The sequence below is a fragment of the Neobacillus ginsengisoli genome, assembly GCF_030813055.1.
The window spans coordinates 183,104-204,895 of record NZ_JAUSTW010000008.1 but is presented as its reverse complement, the minus strand read 5'-3'; the positions used below and the strand labels follow the sequence as shown (position 1 = coordinate 204,895).

The following is a 21,792-nucleotide window of genomic DNA, read 5'->3' as shown; positions in this document are numbered from 1 at the left end:
TAAGGAGAACTTAAGGGGGGAGTTAATGATATTGGTGAGTTCCTGCTTAGCAGGATTACAGGTGAGATATAACGGTACGCACAGTTTAAATAATAAAATAAGTAAACTAGTAGAAGAAAATAAAGCTATTACAATATGTCCAGAATTACTTGGTGGATTTTCAACTCCCAGAGAACCAGCTGAAATAGTAGGTGGAAACGGAGAAGATGTACTGGATGGAAACGCTAAAGTAGTTGATAAATCAGGTAAAGATGTTACGGAACTTTACATAAAAGGAGCTTATGCTACTCTAGAAAAAGCTAAAGAAATAAATGCGACTATAGTGGTTCTAAAGGAGGATAGCCCATCTTGTGGCAGTTCTAAGATTTATAACGGCGAATTTATTGGTAAAAAAATTGTTGGGATTGGAGTAACTTCTGCTTTACTAAAAAGAAATGGATTAAAAGTGATCTCAGAAGAACAATTTGCTGAAACCTTCTTTTAGTGTGAACAGGTGCTTATGTCAAAGATGGAGTTAATGCGGCGAACCCCTTTTTTATTGAACGAATGGAGGAATTTAGTTTAAGTTCATTTCTTCATATAAACTCTATTTTAACAATATAATAATAGATACTTTTTTGGAACATATAATCATTTCAGGATGCTAGTTATGAGAGTGCAAAGAAAGCATTCGCAAAATCTCTGGAACGATTACAAGTAGATTATTTAGATTTATATTTGATTCATCAACCAATTGGTGATGTATATGGTTCATGCGTGTTATGATAAGTAAAGGGGAAATTAGAGGGTGGCGGTTCACTGGTAACGGCAAACCAAAGCATCAACCCTTGCAAGCGTAAAGGGTTAAGGCCTTGGTTTTTGTGTGTTCCTAGGACCTTATGGACGGACTTCTCACTTCTTACCAGCTTTATAATAGCTTATAACTATCATAATAATAGTAAATAAATATTTTAATCTACAAATAATAGTGATATACTATTATTAAGTTATTATTGAATAGTGATATACTATTATTAGATTACAATCAAATAGTGACATACTGTTATTTGGATATAATTGATGCAGAAAAGGTGTGTGATTAGGTCGCGCCCTGGCTTGCTGTAATGCCTAAGCAGGAGCGCCTACATCCTTGCTGCAAACTAGGGATAAGGATGGGAAAAATGAGTAACATACAAACTAGAACAGACGTTATCTTAATTGGTGCCGGAATCATGAGTGCGACTTTGGGGTCACTGCTGAAAGAATTAGAACCGAACTGGAAAATTACAGTGTTTGAGAAGCTCGCAAACGTAGGAGAGGAAAGCTCTAACGAATGGAATAATGCGGGAACGGGGCATGCGGCCCTGTGCGAGCTTAACTACACCGTCGAAAAACCGGACGGATCCATAGATATTAGTAAAGCTATAAAAATTAATGAACAGTTTCAGGTTTCAAGGCAGTTTTGGTCTTATCTTGTAAACAGAAATCTGATACGTAATCCGCAGGACTTTATCATGCCATTGCCTCATATGAGTTTAGTACAAGGGGAAAAAAATGTAAAGTTTTTAAAAAAACGTTTTGAAGCGCTTTCAAACAATCCTCTGTTTCAAGGGATGGAATTTTCCGATGACCCGGGAAAACTGATGGAATGGATTCCGCTTATTATGAAAGACCGTACATCGAATGAACCGATAGCGGCAACAAAAATCGACTCTGGAACGGATGTCAACTTTGGCGCTTTAACGCACATGTTGTTTGACCACTTAAGGAGTAAAAACGTCGATATAAATTTCAAACATAAGGTTGATGATATTAAACGTACTAGCGACGGTTCGTGGGAATTGAAAGTACGAAACGACAGCGGTAACGTCGAACGCCATACTGCAAAATTCGTCTTTATCGGCGGCGGGGGAGGAAGCCTACATTTACTGCAAAAATCCGGTATTCCTGAAGGAAAACATATTGGAGGATTCCCGGTAAGTGGAATATTTATGGTGTGTAATAATCCGGATGTTGTAGCGCAGCATCATGCAAAAGTATACGGCAAAGCTAAGGTTGGAGCTCCGCCAATGTCTGTTCCGCATCTTGACACAAGATTTATCGACAATAAAAAATCGTTGCTATTTGGACCATTTGCCGGCTTCTCACCAAAGTTCTTAAAAACTGGTTCAATGTTCGATTTAGTAACTTCCGTAAAACCGAATAATGTCTTAACTATGTTGGCGGCAGGCGCAAAAGAGATGTCATTGACAAAATACCTGATTCAGCAAGTTATGTTATCGAAAGAACAGCGTATGGAAGAGTTACGCGAGTTTATCCCGAACGCTAAAAGCGAGGATTGGGATTTAGTAGTAGCAGGCCAACGTGTGCAAGTTATCAAAGATACTGAAGCTGGCGGCAAAGGAACGCTTCAATTTGGTACAGAAGTGATTACAGCCGCTGATGGCTCGATCGCAGCATTACTAGGCGCTTCTCCAGGTGCTTCTACTGCCGTTCACGTAATGCTTGAGGTATTCAAAAAATGCTTCCCGCAACATATGAAAGAGTGGGAGTCGAAAATCAAAGAAATGATTCCTTCTTATGGCGTGTCACTAATGGAAAACCCAAAGCTTCTGCACGAAATTCATTCTTCAACAGCCCAGACACTTGGTCTAAGCGAAAAAGAGTTGGTCTTTAGTTAATTCTTTAGATGTAGAAACCAAGGTATTGAATGAAAAAGTTACTTTTGGAATTTTACATCTGTAATGTCCTGTTGACACGGAATTATGTTATTGCAGGTAGTCCTCCACTAACATAAATATGTACAAAGGATGTATATGTAATTTGCTTGAAATTTGACAATAAGCAGTGTAGAGGAGGAAATGAAATGACAAACAAGAAATTGAATAGGGGCTTAGGTACACGCCATATTCAGATGATTGCTTTGGGCGGAACGATTGGTGTAGGTCTATTTATGGGATCTTCCAGCACAATAGGCTGGACGGGTCCATCGGTAATGCTCGCTTATGCAATTACAGGGATTTTTCTATATTTAATTATGCGTGCCATGGGCGAAATGCTCTATTTGGAACCAAGTACAGGTTCATTCGCAACATTTGGCTATAAGTATATCCATCCAATGGCGGGATATATGACAGCCTGGAGCAACTGGTTCCAATGGGTAGTTGTCGGCATGGCGGAAGTTATCGCGATCGGCACATATATGCAGTATTGGTATCCAGATCTTCCTTCGTGGATTCCAGGCCTTATCGCAATGGTTATCCTTGGGACAGCAAACTTTATTTCTGTTAAATCATTTGGTGAATTCGAATTTTGGTTTGCTTTGATTAAAGTAGTTACGATTGTATTGATGATTGTTGCAGGTTTCGGCCTGATTTTCTTCGGCATTGGCAACGGAGGACATGCAATCGGCCTATCAAACCTCTGGAAAAATGGCGGCTTCTTTACTGGCGGAGTTAAAGGATTCCTCTTTGCCCTATCACTAGTTGTTGGTGCTTATCAAGGTGTAGAGCTTATTGGTATTACAGCTGGTGAAGCGAAAGATCCTCAGAAAACAATAACGAACGCGATTCAAAGTACAATTTGGCGTATCCTCATTTTCTATATTGGCGCAATTTTTGTTATTGTCACAGTTTATCCTTGGGATAAATTGACTTCTATCGGAAGCCCGTTCGTAGCAACTTTTGCAAAAATTGGTATTACAGCTGCGGCCGGAATCATTAACTTTGTTGTTATCACTGCTGCGATGTCTGGCTGCAACAGCGGTATCTACAGCGCAGGGCGCATGCTTTATACTCTTGGAGTCAATGGACAAGCTCCCAAAGCGTTTGCGAAGATTTCAAGTAACGGGGTGCCTTTATTCGGTACAATTGGCGTACTGATCGGCCTTGGCGTTGGTGTTGTTTTAAGTTATATTGCACCACAAAAACTGTTTGTGTACGTCTATGCTGCAAGTGTTCTTCCTGGGATGGTTCCTTGGTTTGTCATCCTGATCAGCCAAATCAAGTTCAGGAAAGTCAATGCTGCAAAAATGGCCAACCATCCATTCAAAATGCCTTTTGCGCCAGTCACTAACTATCTGACAATTGGCTATCTGGTAGCGGTGCTTATCGGTATGTGGTTCAATGACGACACTCGTGTATCACTGATTGCGGGTATTGTGTTCCTGGCTATTGTGGCAATCAGCTATTATGCTTTCGGAATAAACAAGCGTGTACCTGCGGATCTTCAAGAAGAGGATCTAACAGAGAGGAAAGCGCTCTAAACTCCTGATCTGTGTAGGAGAAACGGAAGTGTATAAGGAAGCTATTAATATAAGAAACAATTAATAGGGACAGTTTTCATAAGTTGTCCCTATTTTTCTTGAAGGCTGCATGCTAAGAAAGCAAATGTAACATCTATGTAGAGAACTAAGGGCTTGCGAATAGCAAGTCTCTTTTTTTGTCCTATTTTTTTCGAAATTCCCGTTTTTAGCATCTATAATGAACATTTATACTTTATTTATAAATTCAAGATATCCTTCCCTTCTAAATTCAATTTTAAAATAATAGCACAGTATTATTAATAAAAAATAAAATTTTTATTAAAATTAAATAATGTTCATCCGCAACTATATGGATTGGATTATAATAATTAGGGTAAGGCATATGTGAGATTTTGATTAGAAAGTTTTTTAGCTGTTAGTCTCAAGAACACTATACTTACATTTGAAAATTTATGGCTAGTTTCGTCATTAAGTTGTACAACCAGTGGGGAGAATAGATATGAAAACACAATTAGCTATCTGGGCAGGGAAGACAGCAGGAACAGCGAGTCGCATGATAGGTAATGGAGGAAGCACTATATCTGGAATTGTGGCAAGAAAAATAGATGTTCAATTTTTACGTCACTTAAGAAGTAATGCAAAAGAAATCATCTATATAACAGGAACTAATGGAAAAACTACTACTGCGAATTTGATTGCTCATTTACTAGAAACTTCAGGCAAAACGGTGTTAGCCAATAGCGAAGGTTCTAACATGGTTACCGGAATCTCAGCAACTATTGTTCGCAATGCTCCTTTTATTGGGTTCATGATGAATGATGTAGCAGTAATCGAAGTGGATGAAGCAAGCCTTCCAAAAGCAATATTGGAGTGTCAACCTGACTACCTAATCGTAACAAATTTCTTTCGGGATCAACTGGACAGATACGGTGAACTTGACTTACTTATAGAAAAAATGAAGGACAGTCTGAAATCAGTTGATGTTAAATTAATATTAAATGCTGATGATCCGTTTGTTAATAGGTTTTCAAACCTTCAAACTAAAAACATTTATGTCGGCCTTGATAAAAATGCAGGCCGGTTTCAATCATATACGATGGGTGAATCGAAATATTGCCCAATCTGTCAGAAAGAATTCAAATACACCGCCGTTCATTTCGGTCAGCTAGGACATTATCAATGTACCTGCGGCTTTACACGTCCTCAAACAACCCTTTCTGTCGAAAAGGTTTATCAGGGGAAAAAAGGGATTCGACTTACCGTGGATGGAGCGGACTACCCGACGACCTTAAAAGGAATGTACAATGCATATAATGCAATTCTTGCCATTTGTGCTTGTCAAGAAATGGGTTTGAACACAAAGGAGATCCGCGAGGGTCTGATGTTATATCATAAAATAAACGGAAGAATGCAAGATTTTCTCATTGGTGAGGATACTTGGAAGCTTAACCTAGTGAAAAACCCTGCAGGAGGAAATGTTACACTATCTGAGTATTTACAAACTAATGAAAAGAAACAACTGATTTTTTGCTTAAATGACTACCTTGCTGATGGGGAAGACATCTCATGGATATGGGATATCGACATGGAAATAGCGAACCGTGAAGAGGTGGAGACGTTTATTGCAAGTGGAAAAAGGGCACATGATGCAGCACTCAGGATGAAATATGCAGGCATTCCAGAAGAAAAAATCATCATTTTACCGGAAATGAAAGAAGCAGTCCTATATGCCAAAAAGAAGGGGTATCCTGCTTATATTATGGCTACTTACACTTGTCTTTCTCCAATGGTAACCATCCTATTAAAGGAAGCAGAAGAGCAGAAAAAAGGAGATAAGTACCTTGGAACTTTTACTATACCATTTTTGTCCAGACACCCTAAATCTGTATGGGGACAGGGGAAATATCATATGCCTAAAAAAACGGTGCGAATGGAGGGGAATCTCTCTTCGAATCGAAGAAATCAAAAACCCTGATGATGCGAGTAAATCTGGTTGTGATCTATTCATGATCGGTGGGGGGAGCGATCGGGAACAATCCATCGCAACAGAAAGACTTACCCCCCTCGTGAAGGAAATCAAAGCATGGGTAGAAGACGGGGTATCCGCCCTAACTATCTGCGGAGGATACCAATTTTTAGGGGATTATTATGAAATGAAAAACGGAGAAAAATTAATAGGAATGGGTATCCTTCCGTTTTACACCAAAGCGGGTGATGACAGACTCATGACGAATCTTTTAGTGGAATCCGAGCAATTTGGGAATGTGGTTGGCTTTGAAAATCACGGTGGAAAAACCTATCATAACTTTTCTACCATTGGAAAAGTGATTAACGGTTACGGGAACAACGGTGATAGTGGTGAAGAAGGACTTCATTACAATAACCTTATTGGAACCTATCTTCATGGCCCCATTCTCCCCAAAAACCCGAGAATCGCTGATTATCTGATTGAAAAGGCTTGTGAACGAAAAACAGGAAGAAAACTGGATCCGCTCGAAGATGCTATGGAAATCGAAGCGAACCAAGCAGTTTGGGAGAGATTTAGACACAGTAAACGAACAAAATATAAAAATGAAGCTTAAAATTTCACACCTTGAATTAAAAATAGCTGCTTTCCTAACCAAAATAATCAAAGAATGAATTAATATTTAATACCAGGTACTTTAAATGAAAGCTGAAATTAATTAAAGAGCGTAAAAAATACGGTCATAGAACCTGGGTTAAGTTAGTAATAGGGATTATCCAAAAAGGATAGTCTTTTTTTGTTAGTAAAAAGTTGGAGTTTGCAAAATTAAGTCTAAAAAACGACCGTTTTATGAAAGATTTTAAATGAAATCAAACCATTGGATAAATATGGGTGAATTTGTATATGGATGGCTAACCGGCAGTTTAGCTCAATGAAATTGGTATGACAGTCCAAAAAGACATTCCTGTTAAGAATGTCTCGTAGTTAACTTTTTCAAAGGATAATGAAACTCATTTAGGCGGTATAACACCATTCAGAAGATCCCATGTATTTAATCCAAATGTATATTGAAAATGCGGATAATCAACTATACTCTTAAATGTTCCTCCCCATTTAAGACCTAGTTGCTCTCCTAAATGTCCCATAGTAAAATATTTCCGAATATCATTTGATATTTGACCATTTTCAATAAGTGCGGCATCAAAGGCTAATCCCCAGTTGTGATAAGAGTCACCTCCCCTGGCATTTGAAACAATCGGTCCCGGGGTTGTTCTTCCTTGGGCAAATAATCTGTCTGATTCATCCCAACTTCTAAATGCTGTTGTGATCCGAACATCTATATTATGCGTTCTTGTCAATTCCAGAAATCTTTTTGCAAGCATTGCAACGTGTGGATGGAGTGAATTTAAGTCATTTGAACTTGGACGCTTTTCAATAGTATCCTGTGGATGAGGATTAAATAATTTCCTTCGTGTTCTTGGGTCGACAATTCCTAACGGTTGCAAACCATGATTTTGCTGGAATCTTTCAACGGCGCTTGTTGTCGATGCCCTATACCATCCATCGGGGTAACCAACATGATATCCATGTATATTTAACTGCTTTTGGACATGCTTGACCTGTTCTATTAATATACTCCATGTATGCGCCTCTACAATGCCGTTACTTTCCATTTCAAACCGGTCCTGAAATTCTTTAACCACTGCCATTGTCTTTGCATCATACGTACCGTTGATTGCAAAATTGTTATAATTAAGAGCTAATCCATTTAGATTCATTTGCAGTAATCTTACATATTCGCCTGTAGAACCTAGCCTAATCGTAGGTAACTCTGGCATACCTTCCCCATCCTTTCATGATGTTAAACATGATATACTCTAACAAAAGTGTATGGGGATAGAATTTGTCCTGTTCCAACAAGAATACCCGATCCAGCATTTTCAAGGATAACATTGCCCAAAGTTAATCTAGTGCTAATTGGGCGGCTGTGAATAATGAATCTATTACAAGTTAAATATTCCTGCAGGACAATTAGGATACTAATAGATTCGTGACTATTTCACTTATATTAACGGGGGCGATACTTTAATAAGGCACCGCCTTTTCCTTGTTAAACTATCGAAGCAGAAGAGTTTAAGTAAGTACAAACTAATCATAATGGAATAAGAAAAGTTTTTAGAATTTAATAGTCCTTTTAATACAACATAGTTATGTAATGAGACCGTAAAAAAAACGGTCTATTTTACTAAAAAAACGATTAATTAAACATTTCAATAAAACCAAGTATAATTAACAAAATACCTGCAATTAATGGAGCATATTTACCTAAAAACTTCCCTAATACATTTTTGCCAATTGATTCTCCGAAGATAATTGTCAGAATACTTATGATAAATGTAGAGATGACTGTTAAATAAATATTTACCCCTGTTATACTTGCAGCTATCCCAGCACCTACATTGTTAAATGTTAATCCAAATGCCAATATAAATGCTTCTTTAATATCAATATCACCTGATTTATCAAAATCTGAGTTTTCTGCATACACGAACATTTCTGAAAGGTCATTTAATGCAAGTTCTTTTGAATTGGTATTATGGGTAAATTTTATTATACTTTGTATTACAAAATATATTCCCAAAATCACAATAATTCCAGCACCTAAAATATTTGATACTGATTGAGGTAAGAATTTTGATATATACATACCAAGTGACATTGATAAAAATGTTCCTGTTGTTGTTACAACTGCAATAATTAGATTGGCAATTATTCCTATCTTAATTTTCTTAATTCCATAAGCCATTCCTACAACTACATTATCTAGGCAAGAGGATATACTAAACAATAAAGCTGACAAAATCATCATCATCTGGAACGACCTCCATACATAATTAACAAACCCTCATGATACTTTCTTTCCACATCAGGTTTTGCATACTATGCATATCGAAGGAAATAGGTTAAATATTTTTTAAATTGTAATTGATATTTCTTTACAAATATTAATGGAATTGTAGTCCTATTGTTTAGCTTATTAAAAAGTATTGATAAAAATGTTTTAATTATGAACGGTAAAACCTATCTGGAGCCAGAGAACAAAAAAAGGAGATGAATAAACATCCCCTTTCATATTTTTGTGAATAATTAATTTGGTTGTTTTGCTATTTTGGAAGGGGGACACCTCGCTTTTCTGTATAGTACATTTTCTATTATATGGTAAAACAAGGATAAGGGGGCTGATAGGCTCCATTGCCTGATATAACAGGTGCTTCAGCCTTGCAAGGTGAATCGTACCCACAGGAGTCTCTAATTCAAGTACTTAGTGTAATCTTGTTACATCAAAGCCATTTGGACTATGCACCTTTTGAGTAGTAACTGACATACGGTTGCTTCATTGTTAGTATATCCCGTTGGGCTTGGAAAGACCGTCAGTTGATTTTCTCTTGTATTTACTTTAATAAAATTTTTCGGAAATGCGATTTTATATAATTGATTTATAACCACTTTTTCTTCTTAAAGTAAACCACCATAATCAAGATTAAAACGATCATTATTCCCCATACATAGACATAGCCAAAATTCCAATTATATTCGGGAATTCCTTTCAAATTCATCCCATAAAGGCCGACCACAAAAGACAATGGCAGAAAAATTGTGCTCCATATCGTCAAAGTCTTCATAATTTCATTCATTCGATCGCCTTTCATGGAAATTTGCATATCAAGCAGACCAGTCAGTGAATCACGAAACATATCAATCGAGTCAACTACTCTCGAGATATGGTCAAACACATCTACGAAATATACATCCGCTTCTGGAATTGTATAGGGAAAGTGTTGATGGCTAATATCGCCTAATACCGTTCTTTCCTCGATAAATATCTTCCTTAGCGCATGAGTCGTCCTCTTAAGTCGAAAAACATCTTGGGCAATAGATGAATATGGATTATTATGGATGGCTTCCTCCCATTCTTCAATCTTATCTTCTAAATGATCAACAACATTCATATATTCGTCCACACATTGGTCCATGATATGGTATAAGATTTGAGCGGGAAACTCCATTTTCCCCTCAATACTTTTAAATTGCTCATACAAGTCATCCAATACCGGTATATCATGTTTATATATAGATACAACATAATTCGCTCCAACTACCAACGCAATCTCGATTGGCTCGTGCTGCTGGTCGATTGCAAAAAAGGATATAAAGATATGATCCCGATACCGATCCATTTTGGGACGTTGATTCAACTTGATGCCATCTTCAACGACTAGTGGATGACATTTAAGTAAATCGGAAAGAACATGCTTAACCTCACTTGGCTCTGGATCTCGAAGACGAATCCACACAACCTCGTGCTCAGTCGGTTTTCTAATTTTCTCCGTAGTGGTTTGTTTTGAAGTATGATCATACACTAGCATTTTAAATCTCCTCTCATAAAATCGCTATTCTCATTATAATTGATATATATAGCCTGATGAAACACATGGCTTAATTCTTATTATCCATAAATTTGTCACGAATGTATCGTTCGAATTTGATTTTCGTGAGATAGGCTGAATTTTAGGAGTCAATTAATTTTAATTCAAATTAATATATAAAAAAAACGAAAGATGTACTTTTTGAATTCATTTTATTTTTGTAGTATAATAATAGTAACTCTCTCTTATAGAAAGGAGATTTGATTATGAAAAAATTGATTATGGTTTTATTGATTATGTTTGCATTCGTTTTGCCAAGTTTTGCTGAAGCAAAAGGATTTAGCGGAGGTCATAGTTCGTCGTTTAGTTCTCATTCTTACAGCACTCCTTCTAGCGGAACGTATCATTCTGGATATAAGTCACCATCAAGTAATGTCAAAGGATTTACATCTAATTCACAGGCCCATACATCCTATAACCAACAGCCATCTAGAACGAAAAGCTTTTGGACTCACGCAGCCGCTTTTGGAGCAGGAACATTTTTGGGTAGTATGTTCCATCCATTCGGAGGACATTACTATGGACCAAATGGATATAATGGTGCAAACGGTTTTTCCTTTTTTGGACTTCTCGTTGATGTACTCGTTATTGTCATCATCATAAGGGTAATTAAAGCCATCTTCACCAGAAGAAGATATTAAGGAGAAATTCTGTGGAATTACTATTTAATGAACAAGATCTTATCGATAGTGTTTGTGTATTCACGGCAAGAAGGGAAAACGTAAGACCTGAGCAAGTAGAAGTGGACTTAGAATTTAATCCTTCTTTTGGTTTTGCTGCTTCCGCTTTAGTCTATGGACGTACACTGCGATTAAATGAACAGGACGTGATTGATGCTGTTGCAGTATATTTGCAAGACTATCATCAATTCGTTCCGAATAGTTTACTCATTAATTTATCCTTTTCTGAAAAAGAAAGATTTACAGCATCCATCCAGGTTAGAAATGATTATTAATCATAAAAAGCCTTATCTAAAACTAATGGATTCTCTTAATGGCGTGTTTTCACCATAATAACAATAAAAATAAACCTATTCAATTTGACATTATCCCTCTTGTGTGACAGTTGGAAAAAATCCATCCTGTTTGCATTAGAGGGATTTCTTTTGGTTAAAAAGGGACAATTTTATCGCCACATCCTCAATAATTCCAAACCTCCAATAATAACCATGCCTATGAATTCCGTGAGAAGTACATTTACAATTAGGACACACTTTTAATATAGGAAAATCGTTTTCTTTTTCCCTTATTACATATTCCTTAAGACCAGTTCCAAAATCATAAATAATGATTATAAAAAACTCCCCCTTTTAATATCCAAAAAATTTAGCACATTATCTCAGGAACGTATAGGTATCGTCCGAAGGAATTTGAAAAAAACTTTTTCTTCTGACAAGAAAGAAAGTGATTGTTTCCACGATTACTACAAAAGTGATCCACTTTTTTTCTAATGCAGCTGGTTTATGCTCTTCATGTACCATTAAGCAGAAACTAAGTTTAGGTTTAAATATTGCTAAATTAGGGTATTTAAACATAAAGGAGATGAGTTGAAAATGAAACAGAGTTTGATTTTAAAACTTGCTTTTCTCTCTCTTTGTGTAACTTGTTTGGCTCCCAAGGCATTAGAGATACTTAGCCAAAAGACAGTCATTGATTATGGACTTTCAAAGTTGTATCCGAATGTTCCAGATGTTGTGGTTGTAGCCCATCGCGGCGCATCTGCATACGGACCAGAAAATTCTTTGGCAGCATATAATCAGGCAATTCTAATGCACGCGGATTATGTAGAGCTTGACTTGCAAATGACCAAGGACGGTCACCTCATCGCCATGCACGATGAATCCCTTGAAAGAACTACCAATGCAAAGAAACTTTACCCACAATGTGCACCCTGGCTTGTGAGAGATTTTAACCTGCGAGAGATTAGACATCTTGATGCCGGTTCATGGTTTAATAGAAAATATAAGAAAGAGGCACGTCAAGAATATAAAAAGCAGCATGTTCCTACACTCAAGGAGGTCATTCAATTTGTACAGAAAAAGGGAAATGGAAAGGTTGGACTCTATATCGAAACAAAGGCACCAAATGTCTATCCAGGAATGGAAGAGACATTAGTTGATATATTGCGAAAAAATGGTGTTCTTAATAAAAACAACCTTATTTTGGGATCATTAAGCGAGTCCAGCCTTCGTAAATTAAAAACACTAGCTCCTGGCGTAGAGGTGGTTCAACTATACTCTAAGAACATGCTTGAAGGTATAGATGTGAAAAAGGAATTCAAGCGAATCTCTGGATATGCTACCGGAGTAGGACTTAGTAAAGAACTAGTTGTTCCTAAGCTACTACAGGTTGCTCATCAAAACGGTCTTTTTGTCCATTCATGGACAGTTAATAAACAGAATGATATGGCAGCGCTTCTTTCGTTAGGTGTCGATGGGGAAATCACGAATAAACCAGATTTATTCGCCGAATTGCTTGAAAAGCGCTAGAAGACCATTAAATAATAAGAGGTTTTAAAAATATTTCAATGTTTTTTTCTTATTTTGTTACATAGCTTTAAAAATTTCAATAAAAATGAATGGTGTTACATGTCGAAATTTATAGATTATTTAGTTGTTAAGTTCCTTTGTTATAATATTCAAACCATTCATATGGACCATTTTTTAGAAATTGGATATACTAAAAGTATTTAAATGAAACGGAGTGATGAATGATGGGAAAGTTAATTAGTTTTATTCATAGCGAGGCAAATATGAAGGGACAAGATATGGAGTAATGCTTCATCATTGTCCTTTATAATTTAGGAGGACAAAATGAATTTAAAGCAATTAGGGTGGAAAGAAGCGTTCGGTGAACTAAAAGAAAATACGATTGTTGCTCGAGTTATTTCTGAGCAAAGACAATTCTATAAATTACATGATGGTATACATGAATTAATTGGAGAGGTTTCTGGTAAATTTCAATTCCAAGCAAATGTAAAAAGTGATTATCCATCCGTAGGCGATTGGGTAATAATTGAGCCATTAAAGAATGAAAATAAAGCAATCATTCAAAAAGTACTACCTAGAATTAGTCAATTTTCAAGACAATCTGCTGGTGATAAAACAGAAGAACAAATTGTCGCAGCTAATATTGATTTTGTTTTTTTAGTAATGGCATTAAATAATGACTTTAATATACGAAGATTAGAGAGATATTTATTAGTTGCATACGATAGTGGTGCCAGTCCAATTATTGTATTAACAAAAAAAGATTTATGTAATGATTTATCTGCTAAGATTGCAGCGGTTGAAGAAATCGCTTTCGGAGTACCAATTTTTACTGTGAATAGTACAAATGGTGAAGGTATCGAGGACATAAAAAACATCGTATCAGAAGGTAAGACTGTTTCTTTACTTGGATCATCAGGTGTAGGTAAATCAACATTATTGAATGCATTACTTGGAGAAATGAAGCAATTAACTCAAGGTGTACGCGAAGGTGATGACCGAGGAAAACATACAACGACACATCGTGAACTATTTTTCTTACCTAATGGTGGAATGGTTATTGATACACCTGGGATGCGAGAACTCCAGCTTTGGGGTGGAGAAGAGCATATTAGTTCAACATTTTCAGATGTTGATGAACTAGCGAAATTTTGTAAATTCTCTGATTGTACTCATGAAAGTGAACCAGGTTGTGCAGTCAATTTAGCGTTACAAAATGGTGAACTGGATCAAGTGAGACTAACAAGTTATCGAAAACTGAAGAGAGAACTAGCTTATGTAGAACGAAAGCAAGATGCTTCATTAGCAAGACTTGAACGAGAAAAGTGGAAAAAAATTCATAAAATCATGAATACGAAATCTTATAAATAGGACTGTCTCAAAACGGCAAATTCATAGAAATTAAAGAATCAGAAACATTGATATTTCAACGTTTCGATTTTTAAAAGGGGCGTCTCCAAGCCAAAAAATCGACTTATGAGAGAGCCCCATTCGTACTTAAACTAACGAGGGCTTTTCTTCCATTTTTAAAATTATATTAGCCGAAAATATACAAGTTTTTATTCACCACTTGTACATTTTCGGCTAATTTTCATTCAAAAAATATACTGTAATAACCAGCATTATTTAATTGCCAAATAATAAATATTAAGCTGATTGCTTTTGGTTTCTTCTTGCTCGACTTTCCTTTTTATTTGATTTTGATTTTGCTCTTGATTTATACACTCTAAATAATAGTACAAATCCCGCACTCAACATTAAAGCCCAAACAAGTGCGAATTTATTATCACTTAAATATATACCTATAATAGGTATCAACAGAAGTACGATGCTTTTCAGGTAATAATTTACTTTAGGATTAATGACCATCAAAACTGATATCATAACAAGCAACGAAGTTTTGATATTATTCCCCAAAAAGGAGTGATTAGTGTAATTTACGTAGAAGTAATACCCAAACGATCCTAAAATTGCAAATAAGGAAAGATAAAATCTCATAAACGAACTTTTATAAAACAGAATCCAAACGGCAATAAAATTAATACCTGAACATATTCCAAGTACAAATAATGTACGATAAAACGTAAAATTACCAATAGGATCTTTCATAAAGTTCCAAATGAATTTGAAGTTGTAAAAAACAGCTGCTACTACAAATATCTTAAAGACTAGTTTTAATGAGAACATTTCCCCTTTCTTTTTCTTATTTGACGATCTGGATCTGGATGGCGAATATTTTCCTGCTTCGCCCTCTTCATTTACTTTTTTCTTTTTCCTTCCCATAATCCATTGTTTATATCCTCTTTCTTCCGGTTCCCTTTCTCCTTTGTATCTAGTAGCGTACTCTCTTTCTTTATATTCTTTATCATCAACTTTTTCTACTTGTTGGTCTGAATTTGAATAAAAATCCAATGCCTATTCACCTCAAAAATATTTTTTACTTATTATAACTTATTTTGATATAAGTAGTGATTTCTAAGCTCATTTTTTAATAGAACCTTACCTCAAGTGTACCACTATTAATTTAGTTTATAAGGTACAATATTATTTTCAAGTAGATATATGCGTCATTACATATGTAAAATTTTTTACTATTAAGAACAAAATTTGACCAAAACCATATGCTAACAATAGGTAGTACACCAAAAAAAGACCGTGACTCGATCGGCACGGTCTAATAAACAACTCCAGAATTAAATAAAAAATCCATCCTCGTCGGCAAACAGTGGGTGGATTATTCTTTTGATTGATCTAATTACTAAAGTGGAAATCACCTGCATATAAATTTTTTTGGTGTTATGATGAAGTGTATTAAACTTAGAGCCAATATTCTTACTTACGGCAATTGAATCGATTTGATGTGCACTAAATTTCGATACACGGTTTCGCCTTCAACCGTTATAAGAGTTGTTTTGTTATTTCGAACCTTTTGGAGAAAGCCTATTTTTTCAGGGTTGTCGCCACCATCTAATATAACTAGTTGATTTTCCAATTTTTTCAACTGTTCTTCAAAACTTCGAGCTAGAGGAATAGACGCTGGCTTAAGCGGCAGATTTTGATTATTTAACGAATACGGTGTTGTATTTGATGGATATGGAATTACCCATTTTACATGATTCATCGAAATAAACATGGTTTTGTAAACAGGGGAGTGAAAAACAAAATAATCGTTCATGATACTGGTTAAATAGCCATGAATGGATTTATTTCCTGTTACATAAACCTTTACAAACATACCTTTAGCAATTGTTAATATTTTACGAAAGGATATGGCATCTGTATCTATCGGTTTCTCTGAAGGAGGGTCATAATAGGTATTTTCTTCAATACTGGTTTCTTTCAATCTTTGAATATGAACAAATGGAATGTAGAGGAATGAATTGGTCCTGCCATCGTGTATAACAATGATGTCCAACCCAGCAGCTATTAGGGTACCTTTATGGAAAACACCTCCCGAAATTTCCACTTCAATATATTTTCCTACTAAATCTTGAAAATCTATAAGCATCATCATTCTCCTTTATTCTCATATAGTCTTATCTTTGAAGGACATTACCAAAAAGACTTGAAACCCAATAATATAAAACCACTAATGTGAATAAGACAGTAGGCGGTATAACGACACCTGTGATTTTTATATATTCCCACCAAGTGATTCTTACTTTTCCACGTTTTACAATGTGCATCCACATTAGTGTAGCAAGTGTTCCCATTGGAAGAAGTAACGATCCCATGTCACTGCCAACAATGTTAGCAAGATAAGCGATTTTCAAAGAAAGTAGATCTAGATGCATATTCGTTAACGTGAGCGTTCCAACCATAAGGGCTGGGTGATTATTAAATATATTGGATAGTACGGTCAGTAGTACCCCCATCAGTACACTCGCATGCAGCAGGCTTCCAGAAACCATAGGTTGCATGGTTCCAATTAGCCAGTGCGTTAAACCAATGTTATTTAGTCCGTATATAATGGTATACATACAAAAGGCGAAAATGATAATATACCACGGCGTTTTTTTCAACATATCGCCAGGAGGTATTTTTAAATAAACCCATCTCCATCCTAAAAGGACAAGAGAACCAGTTACAGCCACGATTGAGATAGGAATGGAAAAAAAGGAAGCAACAAAGAGGCTGACACGGATAGCAAATACGAATAGAAGGACGTTCCACATAAACCTTGAACGAGCTTTCTCCGACGCATATACAGGACCTGGCTTGAGCGGATGGTAAGAAGGGTTTGTGAGACCCGATACGTCAGTAGGAACGGTTTTCGGCAGGATTTTGCGAAAACGAAGGAACAGTAGCCCAACTAAGAGTAGTAAACCAAGCGTTGCGGGTACAAACATCATCGCCGTATGCATATACAAAGTCATATGAACGATTTTTAGAGCAATCAGATTTACAATGTTACTTACACCGATTGGTGCACTCGATGCGGTTGCAATTAAACCTCCAGACAGCAAATACGGAATTTTTTGATGGTTTTTTAAACCCATATTGTTTAATAACATGACTAAAATGGGGGTTGTGATTAAAATACTTCCATCGTTATTAAAAAAGAGTGTCATGAGAAAGCATAATAGATTGACATACCAGAATAATCGAATCCCTGACCCCTTTGCTTTGGCTGCGAGCTTCTCTGCCACCCAGTGGAAGAACCCAAAGCTTTCTAAAACAATCGCCAAGACGATTGTTGCCAAGATAGTTATCGCAGCACCGCTAATTGTATCTGTAATGATACCCAAGTCCGATAATGAAACACTTCCACTTAGTAAGACAATAGTTGCACCTATCACTGCGGGTATGGCTTCATTAATGCCTCTAGGCCTCCAAAGAATAAATACAAGTGTACCCAAAAATGTTAAAATGGTAATCCAAACCATTGGTTGAAGCATAAATTTCCCCTTTCTTCAAGCAGGTTTTTCATGATGTTCATGAAGAGCCCGTATTCCCCCGTGAGTTTGTCCTCTTATGTCCCTCCCTTCCGTCCGTCCCTGTTGTGTAGTTGTACTGTATTTATATGTATCTCGAATAAGACAGGCTTTAGGTTTGTACACATTTTTCCATAATTTCCGCTTGAATCTATCAACAAGTGTTTCTAGTAATTAGTTATTAGATTTTAATTGCAAAAAGAAAAAGCGAAGTTTAGAAACTCCGCTCAATATTGTTAAAATATTTTGTCTAAAAAAACATTTTATTTATGATGGGTTTCGGTAGCGATAGCGATTACTACCTAAAAGTTATAAAGAGTTTCTACAAACAAAAAATGGTTGCCTTTCATATTTCTTGAATCAATAGAAAAGTGACATTATTCACGGAATTTAAATAATAAATAAATTAAAATGAATTTTAGTTATTCAGCTATGGTTGTTTCATTAAAAACACATATTCTACTTAATCAAATGACGAAATAGGGGAGGATGGAAAGGTGAAAAAAAATGATTTACCTATTGTATATTCATGTTCTGGATGTTCATCAGCTGCACAAACAGCTAACATGATTGCTATAAAAATGGATCGAGAAAAATTAGCTGAAATGTCCTGTATCGCTGGTGTTGGGGGTGATGTCAAACCACTTGTCAGAACAGCAAAATCAGGAAGAGATATCATTGCAATTGATGGTTGTCCCTTATCCTGTTGCAAAAGTTCTTTAGCTAGACATGAAGTTCAACCCAAACATCATTTTGTACTTTCTGACTTTGAAGTGCCAAAGATAAATGGTAAAGACCCTGACCCTAACCTTTATATAAGTGTTTACAAACGTATTTTAGATCTTACCAATAATCATTCTTAATCTTGATTTTATTTCTTGTAACTTTTGATACTGACCAATGTAAGAGCTTAACTGCGGATGGGTTAAATCGTTGGTTGAGTCCTTAGGGACTTATCAAGACTCCCGTTGAAGATTCTAGACAACTACGTAATTGAGTTAATGAAGTGCATGCTATTTTTTGGCCTAACCATATGCATAACGCTATTAAACCTTTAGCTTGAAACTTACTACTTCTTTGAATAAAACTTACCTCTTTAGCCGACTTTTTGTGGCATTTATAAAAAGTAACATAATGCACTCCTTTTCGGTACTGCCGTGTAAGGGGTGCATTTTTTTTAACTAGTGTATGGGTTGACCAAGACAAAAAAATCCAGGATCATGAAAGAACCATTTTTTTACTGGAATAATATACATAATCACTAAGTTGGGGGCGGAATGCAGCATCGCTGATTTTTTTGAACATATAGAGTTAGTTATTGTGGCGATTTGGGTGTCAGGTCCGTTTATCAAAATCTCAGTATATTATTATGCACTTGTTCTAGGTACAACACAATGGTTGAATCTTTCTAATTGCCGACCGGTCGTATTTCCACTTGGATTTCTATTAATACTGTTTAGTTTTTGGTCCATCCCTAGCTTGTTGGAATTGATTCATTTTTTGAGAATCGTACCTTTTTATAATATGACAATCGAAATGATTATCCCAATTTTCTTGCTACTTATCGCTGTCTTACGGAAAAGAAATCGACAGAAATCCAGTTAACATTAAGTTGTCCATTAATTTTCTTAACTTGATGGGCATGCGATTCAAGAGGAGTTAATGCGTTGATCCCTTTTTGTGATTGAACGAACGGTGCAGTTGAAGGAGAAAATCAAATAGCATAGCAAACAAAAAAGAAAGCAAAATAAAATTGTGGGTGCCGATAACGAAAATGAAAAAATTCTACTCCGATATTTTTATTTAGTGAATTTATAATAGTTGGCATCCTTGAAGGAATACCTAAATTAAACTACAAGGGTGGTGAAAAAATGGGTAAAAATAAGAATAACCAATTGAATAATAAAAATGCTCCACCAACAAAAGCAGATACAGAAATTGCAGGAGAAAATGGACTTGAAAAAATAGCATTAAAAGCTCAAAAAAGTAAAAATAAGTAAACAATTTGGGACAGTAAACCTGTCCCTCTCTGGCTAACCTTATATTACGAACGGGTGCAAGATACAAAAAAACCCATCCTTTTTCTATAAGGATAGGTATGAGGGGGATTGCCAAGTCCTTGGGGTTTTAGGTTACTTGGTTCATTTTCATTATGGGGAAAATTTTTTCAAAAAATTCACTTTAATTATTAAAAAATTGTAAAAAATTTGTAAATAATTCCTTGAAGAGGTGTTGAAAAAAAACGATAGTTACTTTTTTCTTATAATGGGGGCATTTACGTGAAAATTATCTAATGCAAACCAAAAAATAAATATTGATATAATTCCTAATACAATAATAGTAATTCTACTGATATTGGTTGTAACCATAATAACAGCAATAAACAATGAAATTATTACGAGCAAAATTGTTATTGCATTCCTCAGAACGCTAAATGATGAAGATATCTTTTTGACCTTATCATTCGTTGGTAACGGTTTCAAATTATGATAATCCATCCTATCAATCTCCATTCTAGTAATTTTTAAAAATTATACAAATAAAGTATTACAGTTACTATCCATTAGGAGAAATGTTTACTTTATTTACAAAAAGTTAACAAAAGAATTATTGGCAATTAAGTGTTTTTTTATAGATTAACGGGTTCGTTTCTGTAATAAGCAGGAACGCTTTGTTACAAACGGGGTTTAATAACTCACTAAAAAAACCGTTCTTTTCAGAACGGTTTTTATCATTACATATTTACCTTTTGATTTTTTTGTTTTAATAAAGAAAAATATCTCAAGAATGGAATTTCAGCTAATAACATACCAATCAGAATCAATAGGCATCCCATGATTGAGCGAGTGCTCAGGGTCGTTCCATTCCATAGATAGTCAGCAAGTGCAGCAAATACGGGTTCCATTGAAAATATTAAAGCTACTTTTGATGGACTAGCAGACTTTTGAAAAAAGGTCTGGGCGATATAGGCAAAGGCAGTGGCAAAGATACTTGTAATTAATAATGCAACTATTACCGCTGAATTTGACAAAGTTTCTAAACGAAGGATAGGTTCATAAATGAGAGCAAAAATTCCACTCAATACCGCTACTGTTAGTAATTGAGCCAAAACAAGATATAAAACGGAGGTTTGGGATGAATACTTTCCTGTATAAACTAGTTGAAGACCAAATGCAAAGGAGCATAGAAGTGCAAACAAATCTCCCAGATTTATTGTGGTCACCCCTGTAAATGCCAATAAGTAAAGACCATACACTGCTAATATAACGCCTATAATTCCTTGATATGTTGGTTTTTGACGTAAAATAAAATAAGAAATAATGGGCACTAGTGCAACAGCTAATCCTGTTAAAAATCCCGATTTACCAGGTGTAGTGTGTAATAAACTAAAGGTTTGTAAAGCATATCCAAAAAACAATAATAACCCTAGAAAAGAGCCAACTTTAAGTTGTTTGAACAAAGGTTTTAGAGTAAATTTTTCTTTCTTATTGAATAATAAAAATAAAAAGATTAGTAAGGCAGCTAAACCGAATCGTAAAAAATTAAAAGTAAATGGTGCGATCCTTGATATGGCTTCTTGAACCACTACAAACGTTATCCCCCAAATAAATGCAATACCAAGCAATGCGGTATTAACAAGCCAATGATTACGAATCAACTAAAACAACTCCTTT

General features: G+C 35.7%; 19 protein-coding genes and 2 pseudogenes. 13 read left to right on the top strand and 8 right to left on the bottom strand.

Annotated features, from left to right (window positions below; genetic code table 11):
* The first annotated feature begins 25 nt into the window (after window positions 1–25).
* The 6 genes and pseudogenes from J2S10_RS21850 to J2S10_RS21825 all read left to right on the top strand — a co-directional run bounded on the left by J2S10_RS21850 (window position 26) and on the right by J2S10_RS21825 (window position 6,825).
* Window positions 26–484 (top strand): 2-thiouracil desulfurase family protein, encoded by a 459-nt coding sequence (locus tag J2S10_RS21850; protein WP_307412346.1) that lies wholly within the window; start codon window positions 26–28, stop codon window positions 482–484.
* A 152-nt stretch (window positions 485–636) separates the two neighbouring features.
* Window positions 637–753, top strand: a pseudogene (locus J2S10_RS21845) (aldo/keto reductase); the annotation flags it as partial.
* 407 nt (window positions 754–1,160) lie between these two features.
* A complete protein-coding gene (locus tag J2S10_RS21840; RefSeq protein ID WP_307412344.1) occupies window positions 1,161–2,660 on the top strand; it encodes a malate:quinone oxidoreductase in 1,500 nt (499 codons plus the stop codon).
* Window positions 2,661–2,845: 185 nt separating this feature from the next.
* Window positions 2,846–4,243, top strand: coding sequence for an amino acid permease (locus J2S10_RS21835; protein ID WP_307412342.1), 1,398 nt, complete (start codon window positions 2,846–2,848; stop codon window positions 4,241–4,243).
* A 499-nt stretch (window positions 4,244–4,742) separates the two neighbouring features.
* Window positions 4,743–6,218: a Mur ligase family protein gene (locus tag J2S10_RS21830; protein ID WP_307412340.1), complete on the top strand. Its 1,476-nt coding sequence runs from the start codon at window positions 4,743–4,745 to the stop codon at window positions 6,216–6,218.
* Window positions 6,127–6,825, top strand: a complete 699-nt coding sequence (locus J2S10_RS21825; RefSeq protein ID WP_307412461.1) for a type 1 glutamine amidotransferase — start codon at window positions 6,127–6,129, stop codon at window positions 6,823–6,825. The genes J2S10_RS21830 and J2S10_RS21825 overlap by 92 nt, the downstream gene beginning before the upstream one ends.
* 394 nt (window positions 6,826–7,219) lie before the next feature.
* On the opposite strand, the gene J2S10_RS21820 is transcribed toward J2S10_RS21825, so the two are convergent.
* From J2S10_RS21820 to corA, 3 genes are all read right to left on the bottom strand, one after another.
* On the bottom strand, window positions 7,220–8,047 hold the full coding sequence (locus tag J2S10_RS21820) for a peptidoglycan-binding protein (RefSeq protein ID WP_307412339.1): 828 nt from the start codon (window positions 8,045–8,047) through the stop codon (window positions 7,220–7,222).
* Window positions 8,048–8,466: 419 nt separating this feature from the next.
* Complete coding sequence (ytaF, locus tag J2S10_RS21815; RefSeq protein ID WP_307412338.1) at window positions 8,467–9,081, bottom strand: sporulation membrane protein YtaF; 615 nt, start codon at window positions 9,079–9,081, stop codon at window positions 8,467–8,469.
* A gap of 625 nt (window positions 9,082–9,706) precedes the next feature.
* Complete coding sequence (gene corA / locus J2S10_RS21810) at window positions 9,707–10,636, bottom strand: magnesium/cobalt transporter CorA (protein WP_307412336.1); 930 nt, start codon at window positions 10,634–10,636, stop codon at window positions 9,707–9,709.
* A gap of 266 nt (window positions 10,637–10,902) precedes the next feature.
* Here corA and J2S10_RS21805 point away from each other — a divergent pair, with 266 nt between their 5' ends.
* The 4 genes from J2S10_RS21805 (at window position 10,903) to rsgA (ending at window position 14,555) form a co-directional block, all read left to right on the top strand.
* Window positions 10,903–11,337, top strand: coding sequence for a hypothetical protein (locus J2S10_RS21805; RefSeq protein WP_307412334.1), 435 nt, complete (start codon window positions 10,903–10,905; stop codon window positions 11,335–11,337).
* Window positions 11,338–11,348: 11 nt separating this feature from the next.
* Window positions 11,349–11,651, top strand: a complete 303-nt coding sequence (locus tag J2S10_RS21800) for a DUF2653 family protein (protein ID WP_307412332.1) — start codon at window positions 11,349–11,351, stop codon at window positions 11,649–11,651.
* Between the two features lie 597 nt (window positions 11,652–12,248).
* A complete protein-coding gene (locus J2S10_RS21795; RefSeq protein WP_307412330.1) occupies window positions 12,249–13,184 on the top strand; it encodes a glycerophosphodiester phosphodiesterase family protein in 936 nt (311 codons plus the stop codon).
* Window positions 13,185–13,508: 324 nt separating this feature from the next.
* A complete protein-coding gene (gene rsgA, locus J2S10_RS21790) occupies window positions 13,509–14,555 on the top strand; it encodes a ribosome small subunit-dependent GTPase A (protein ID WP_307412328.1) in 1,047 nt (348 codons plus the stop codon).
* A gap of 276 nt (window positions 14,556–14,831) precedes the next feature.
* Here rsgA and J2S10_RS21785 read toward each other — a convergent pair whose 3' ends face one another.
* The 3 genes from J2S10_RS21785 to J2S10_RS21775 form a co-directional block, all read right to left on the bottom strand.
* Window positions 14,832–15,596, bottom strand: coding sequence for an MFS transporter (locus J2S10_RS21785; RefSeq protein WP_307412326.1), 765 nt, complete (start codon window positions 15,594–15,596; stop codon window positions 14,832–14,834).
* A gap of 424 nt (window positions 15,597–16,020) precedes the next feature.
* Window positions 16,021–16,698: a DUF2642 domain-containing protein gene (locus J2S10_RS21780; RefSeq protein WP_307412324.1), complete on the bottom strand. Its 678-nt coding sequence runs from the start codon at window positions 16,696–16,698 to the stop codon at window positions 16,021–16,023.
* 22 nt (window positions 16,699–16,720) lie between these two features.
* Complete coding sequence (locus J2S10_RS21775; RefSeq protein ID WP_307412322.1) at window positions 16,721–18,082, bottom strand: arsenic transporter; 1,362 nt, start codon at window positions 18,080–18,082, stop codon at window positions 16,721–16,723.
* Between the two features lie 533 nt (window positions 18,083–18,615).
* Here J2S10_RS21775 and J2S10_RS21770 point away from each other — a divergent pair.
* Window positions 18,616–18,981 (top strand): putative zinc-binding protein, encoded by a 366-nt coding sequence (locus J2S10_RS21770; protein ID WP_307412320.1) that lies wholly within the window; start codon window positions 18,616–18,618, stop codon window positions 18,979–18,981.
* Between the two features lie 4 nt (window positions 18,982–18,985).
* Here J2S10_RS21770 and J2S10_RS21765 read toward each other — a convergent pair.
* Window positions 18,986–19,219: pseudogene (locus J2S10_RS21765) on the bottom strand (IS4 family transposase); the annotation flags it as partial.
* 165 nt (window positions 19,220–19,384) lie between these two features.
* On the opposite strand from J2S10_RS21765, the gene J2S10_RS21760 reads away from it, so the two are divergent.
* On the top strand, window positions 19,385–19,723 hold the full coding sequence (locus tag J2S10_RS21760) for a GerAB/ArcD/ProY family transporter (protein ID WP_307412318.1): 339 nt from the start codon (window positions 19,385–19,387) through the stop codon (window positions 19,721–19,723).
* 266 nt (window positions 19,724–19,989) lie between these two features.
* Window positions 19,990–20,118, top strand: coding sequence for a hypothetical protein (locus tag J2S10_RS21755; RefSeq protein WP_307412316.1), 129 nt, complete (start codon window positions 19,990–19,992; stop codon window positions 20,116–20,118).
* A 734-nt stretch (window positions 20,119–20,852) separates the two neighbouring features.
* Here J2S10_RS21755 and J2S10_RS21750 read toward each other — a convergent pair.
* A complete protein-coding gene (locus tag J2S10_RS21750) occupies window positions 20,853–21,743 on the bottom strand; it encodes a DMT family transporter (RefSeq protein ID WP_307412460.1) in 891 nt (296 codons plus the stop codon).
* Window positions 21,744–21,792: the final 49 nt, after the last annotated feature.

What these genes read in the sequence shown, in the direction of transcription:
- J2S10_RS21850 (WP_307412346.1), top strand. Translation starts at nt 26, where the DNA reads ATGATATTGGTGAGTTCCTGCTTAGCAGGATTACAGGTGAGATATAAC.
- J2S10_RS21840 (WP_307412344.1), top strand. Translation starts at nt 1,161, where the DNA reads ATGAGTAACATACAAACTAGAACAGACGTTATCTTAATTGGTGCCGGA.
- J2S10_RS21835 (WP_307412342.1), top strand. Translation starts at nt 2,846, where the DNA reads ATGACAAACAAGAAATTGAATAGGGGCTTAGGTACACGCCATATTCAG.
- J2S10_RS21830 (WP_307412340.1), top strand. Translation starts at nt 4,743, where the DNA reads ATGAAAACACAATTAGCTATCTGGGCAGGGAAGACAGCAGGAACAGCG.
- J2S10_RS21820 (WP_307412339.1), bottom strand. Translation starts at nt 8,047, where the DNA reads ATGCCAGAGTTACCTACGATTAGGCTAGGTTCTACAGGCGAATATGTA.
- ytaF (WP_307412338.1), bottom strand. Translation starts at nt 9,081, where the DNA reads ATGATGATGATTTTGTCAGCTTTATTGTTTAGTATATCCTCTTGCCTA.
- corA (WP_307412336.1), bottom strand. Translation starts at nt 10,636, where the DNA reads ATGCTAGTGTATGATCATACTTCAAAACAAACCACTACGGAGAAAATT.
- J2S10_RS21805 (WP_307412334.1), top strand. Translation starts at nt 10,903, where the DNA reads ATGAAAAAATTGATTATGGTTTTATTGATTATGTTTGCATTCGTTTTG.
- J2S10_RS21795 (WP_307412330.1), top strand. Translation starts at nt 12,249, where the DNA reads ATGAAACAGAGTTTGATTTTAAAACTTGCTTTTCTCTCTCTTTGTGTA.
- rsgA (WP_307412328.1), top strand. Translation starts at nt 13,509, where the DNA reads ATGAATTTAAAGCAATTAGGGTGGAAAGAAGCGTTCGGTGAACTAAAA.
- J2S10_RS21780 (WP_307412324.1), bottom strand. Translation starts at nt 16,698, where the DNA reads ATGATGATGCTTATAGATTTTCAAGATTTAGTAGGAAAATATATTGAA.
- J2S10_RS21775 (WP_307412322.1), bottom strand. Translation starts at nt 18,082, where the DNA reads ATGCTTCAACCAATGGTTTGGATTACCATTTTAACATTTTTGGGTACA.
- J2S10_RS21755 (WP_307412316.1), top strand. Translation starts at nt 19,990, where the DNA reads ATGGGTAAAAATAAGAATAACCAATTGAATAATAAAAATGCTCCACCA.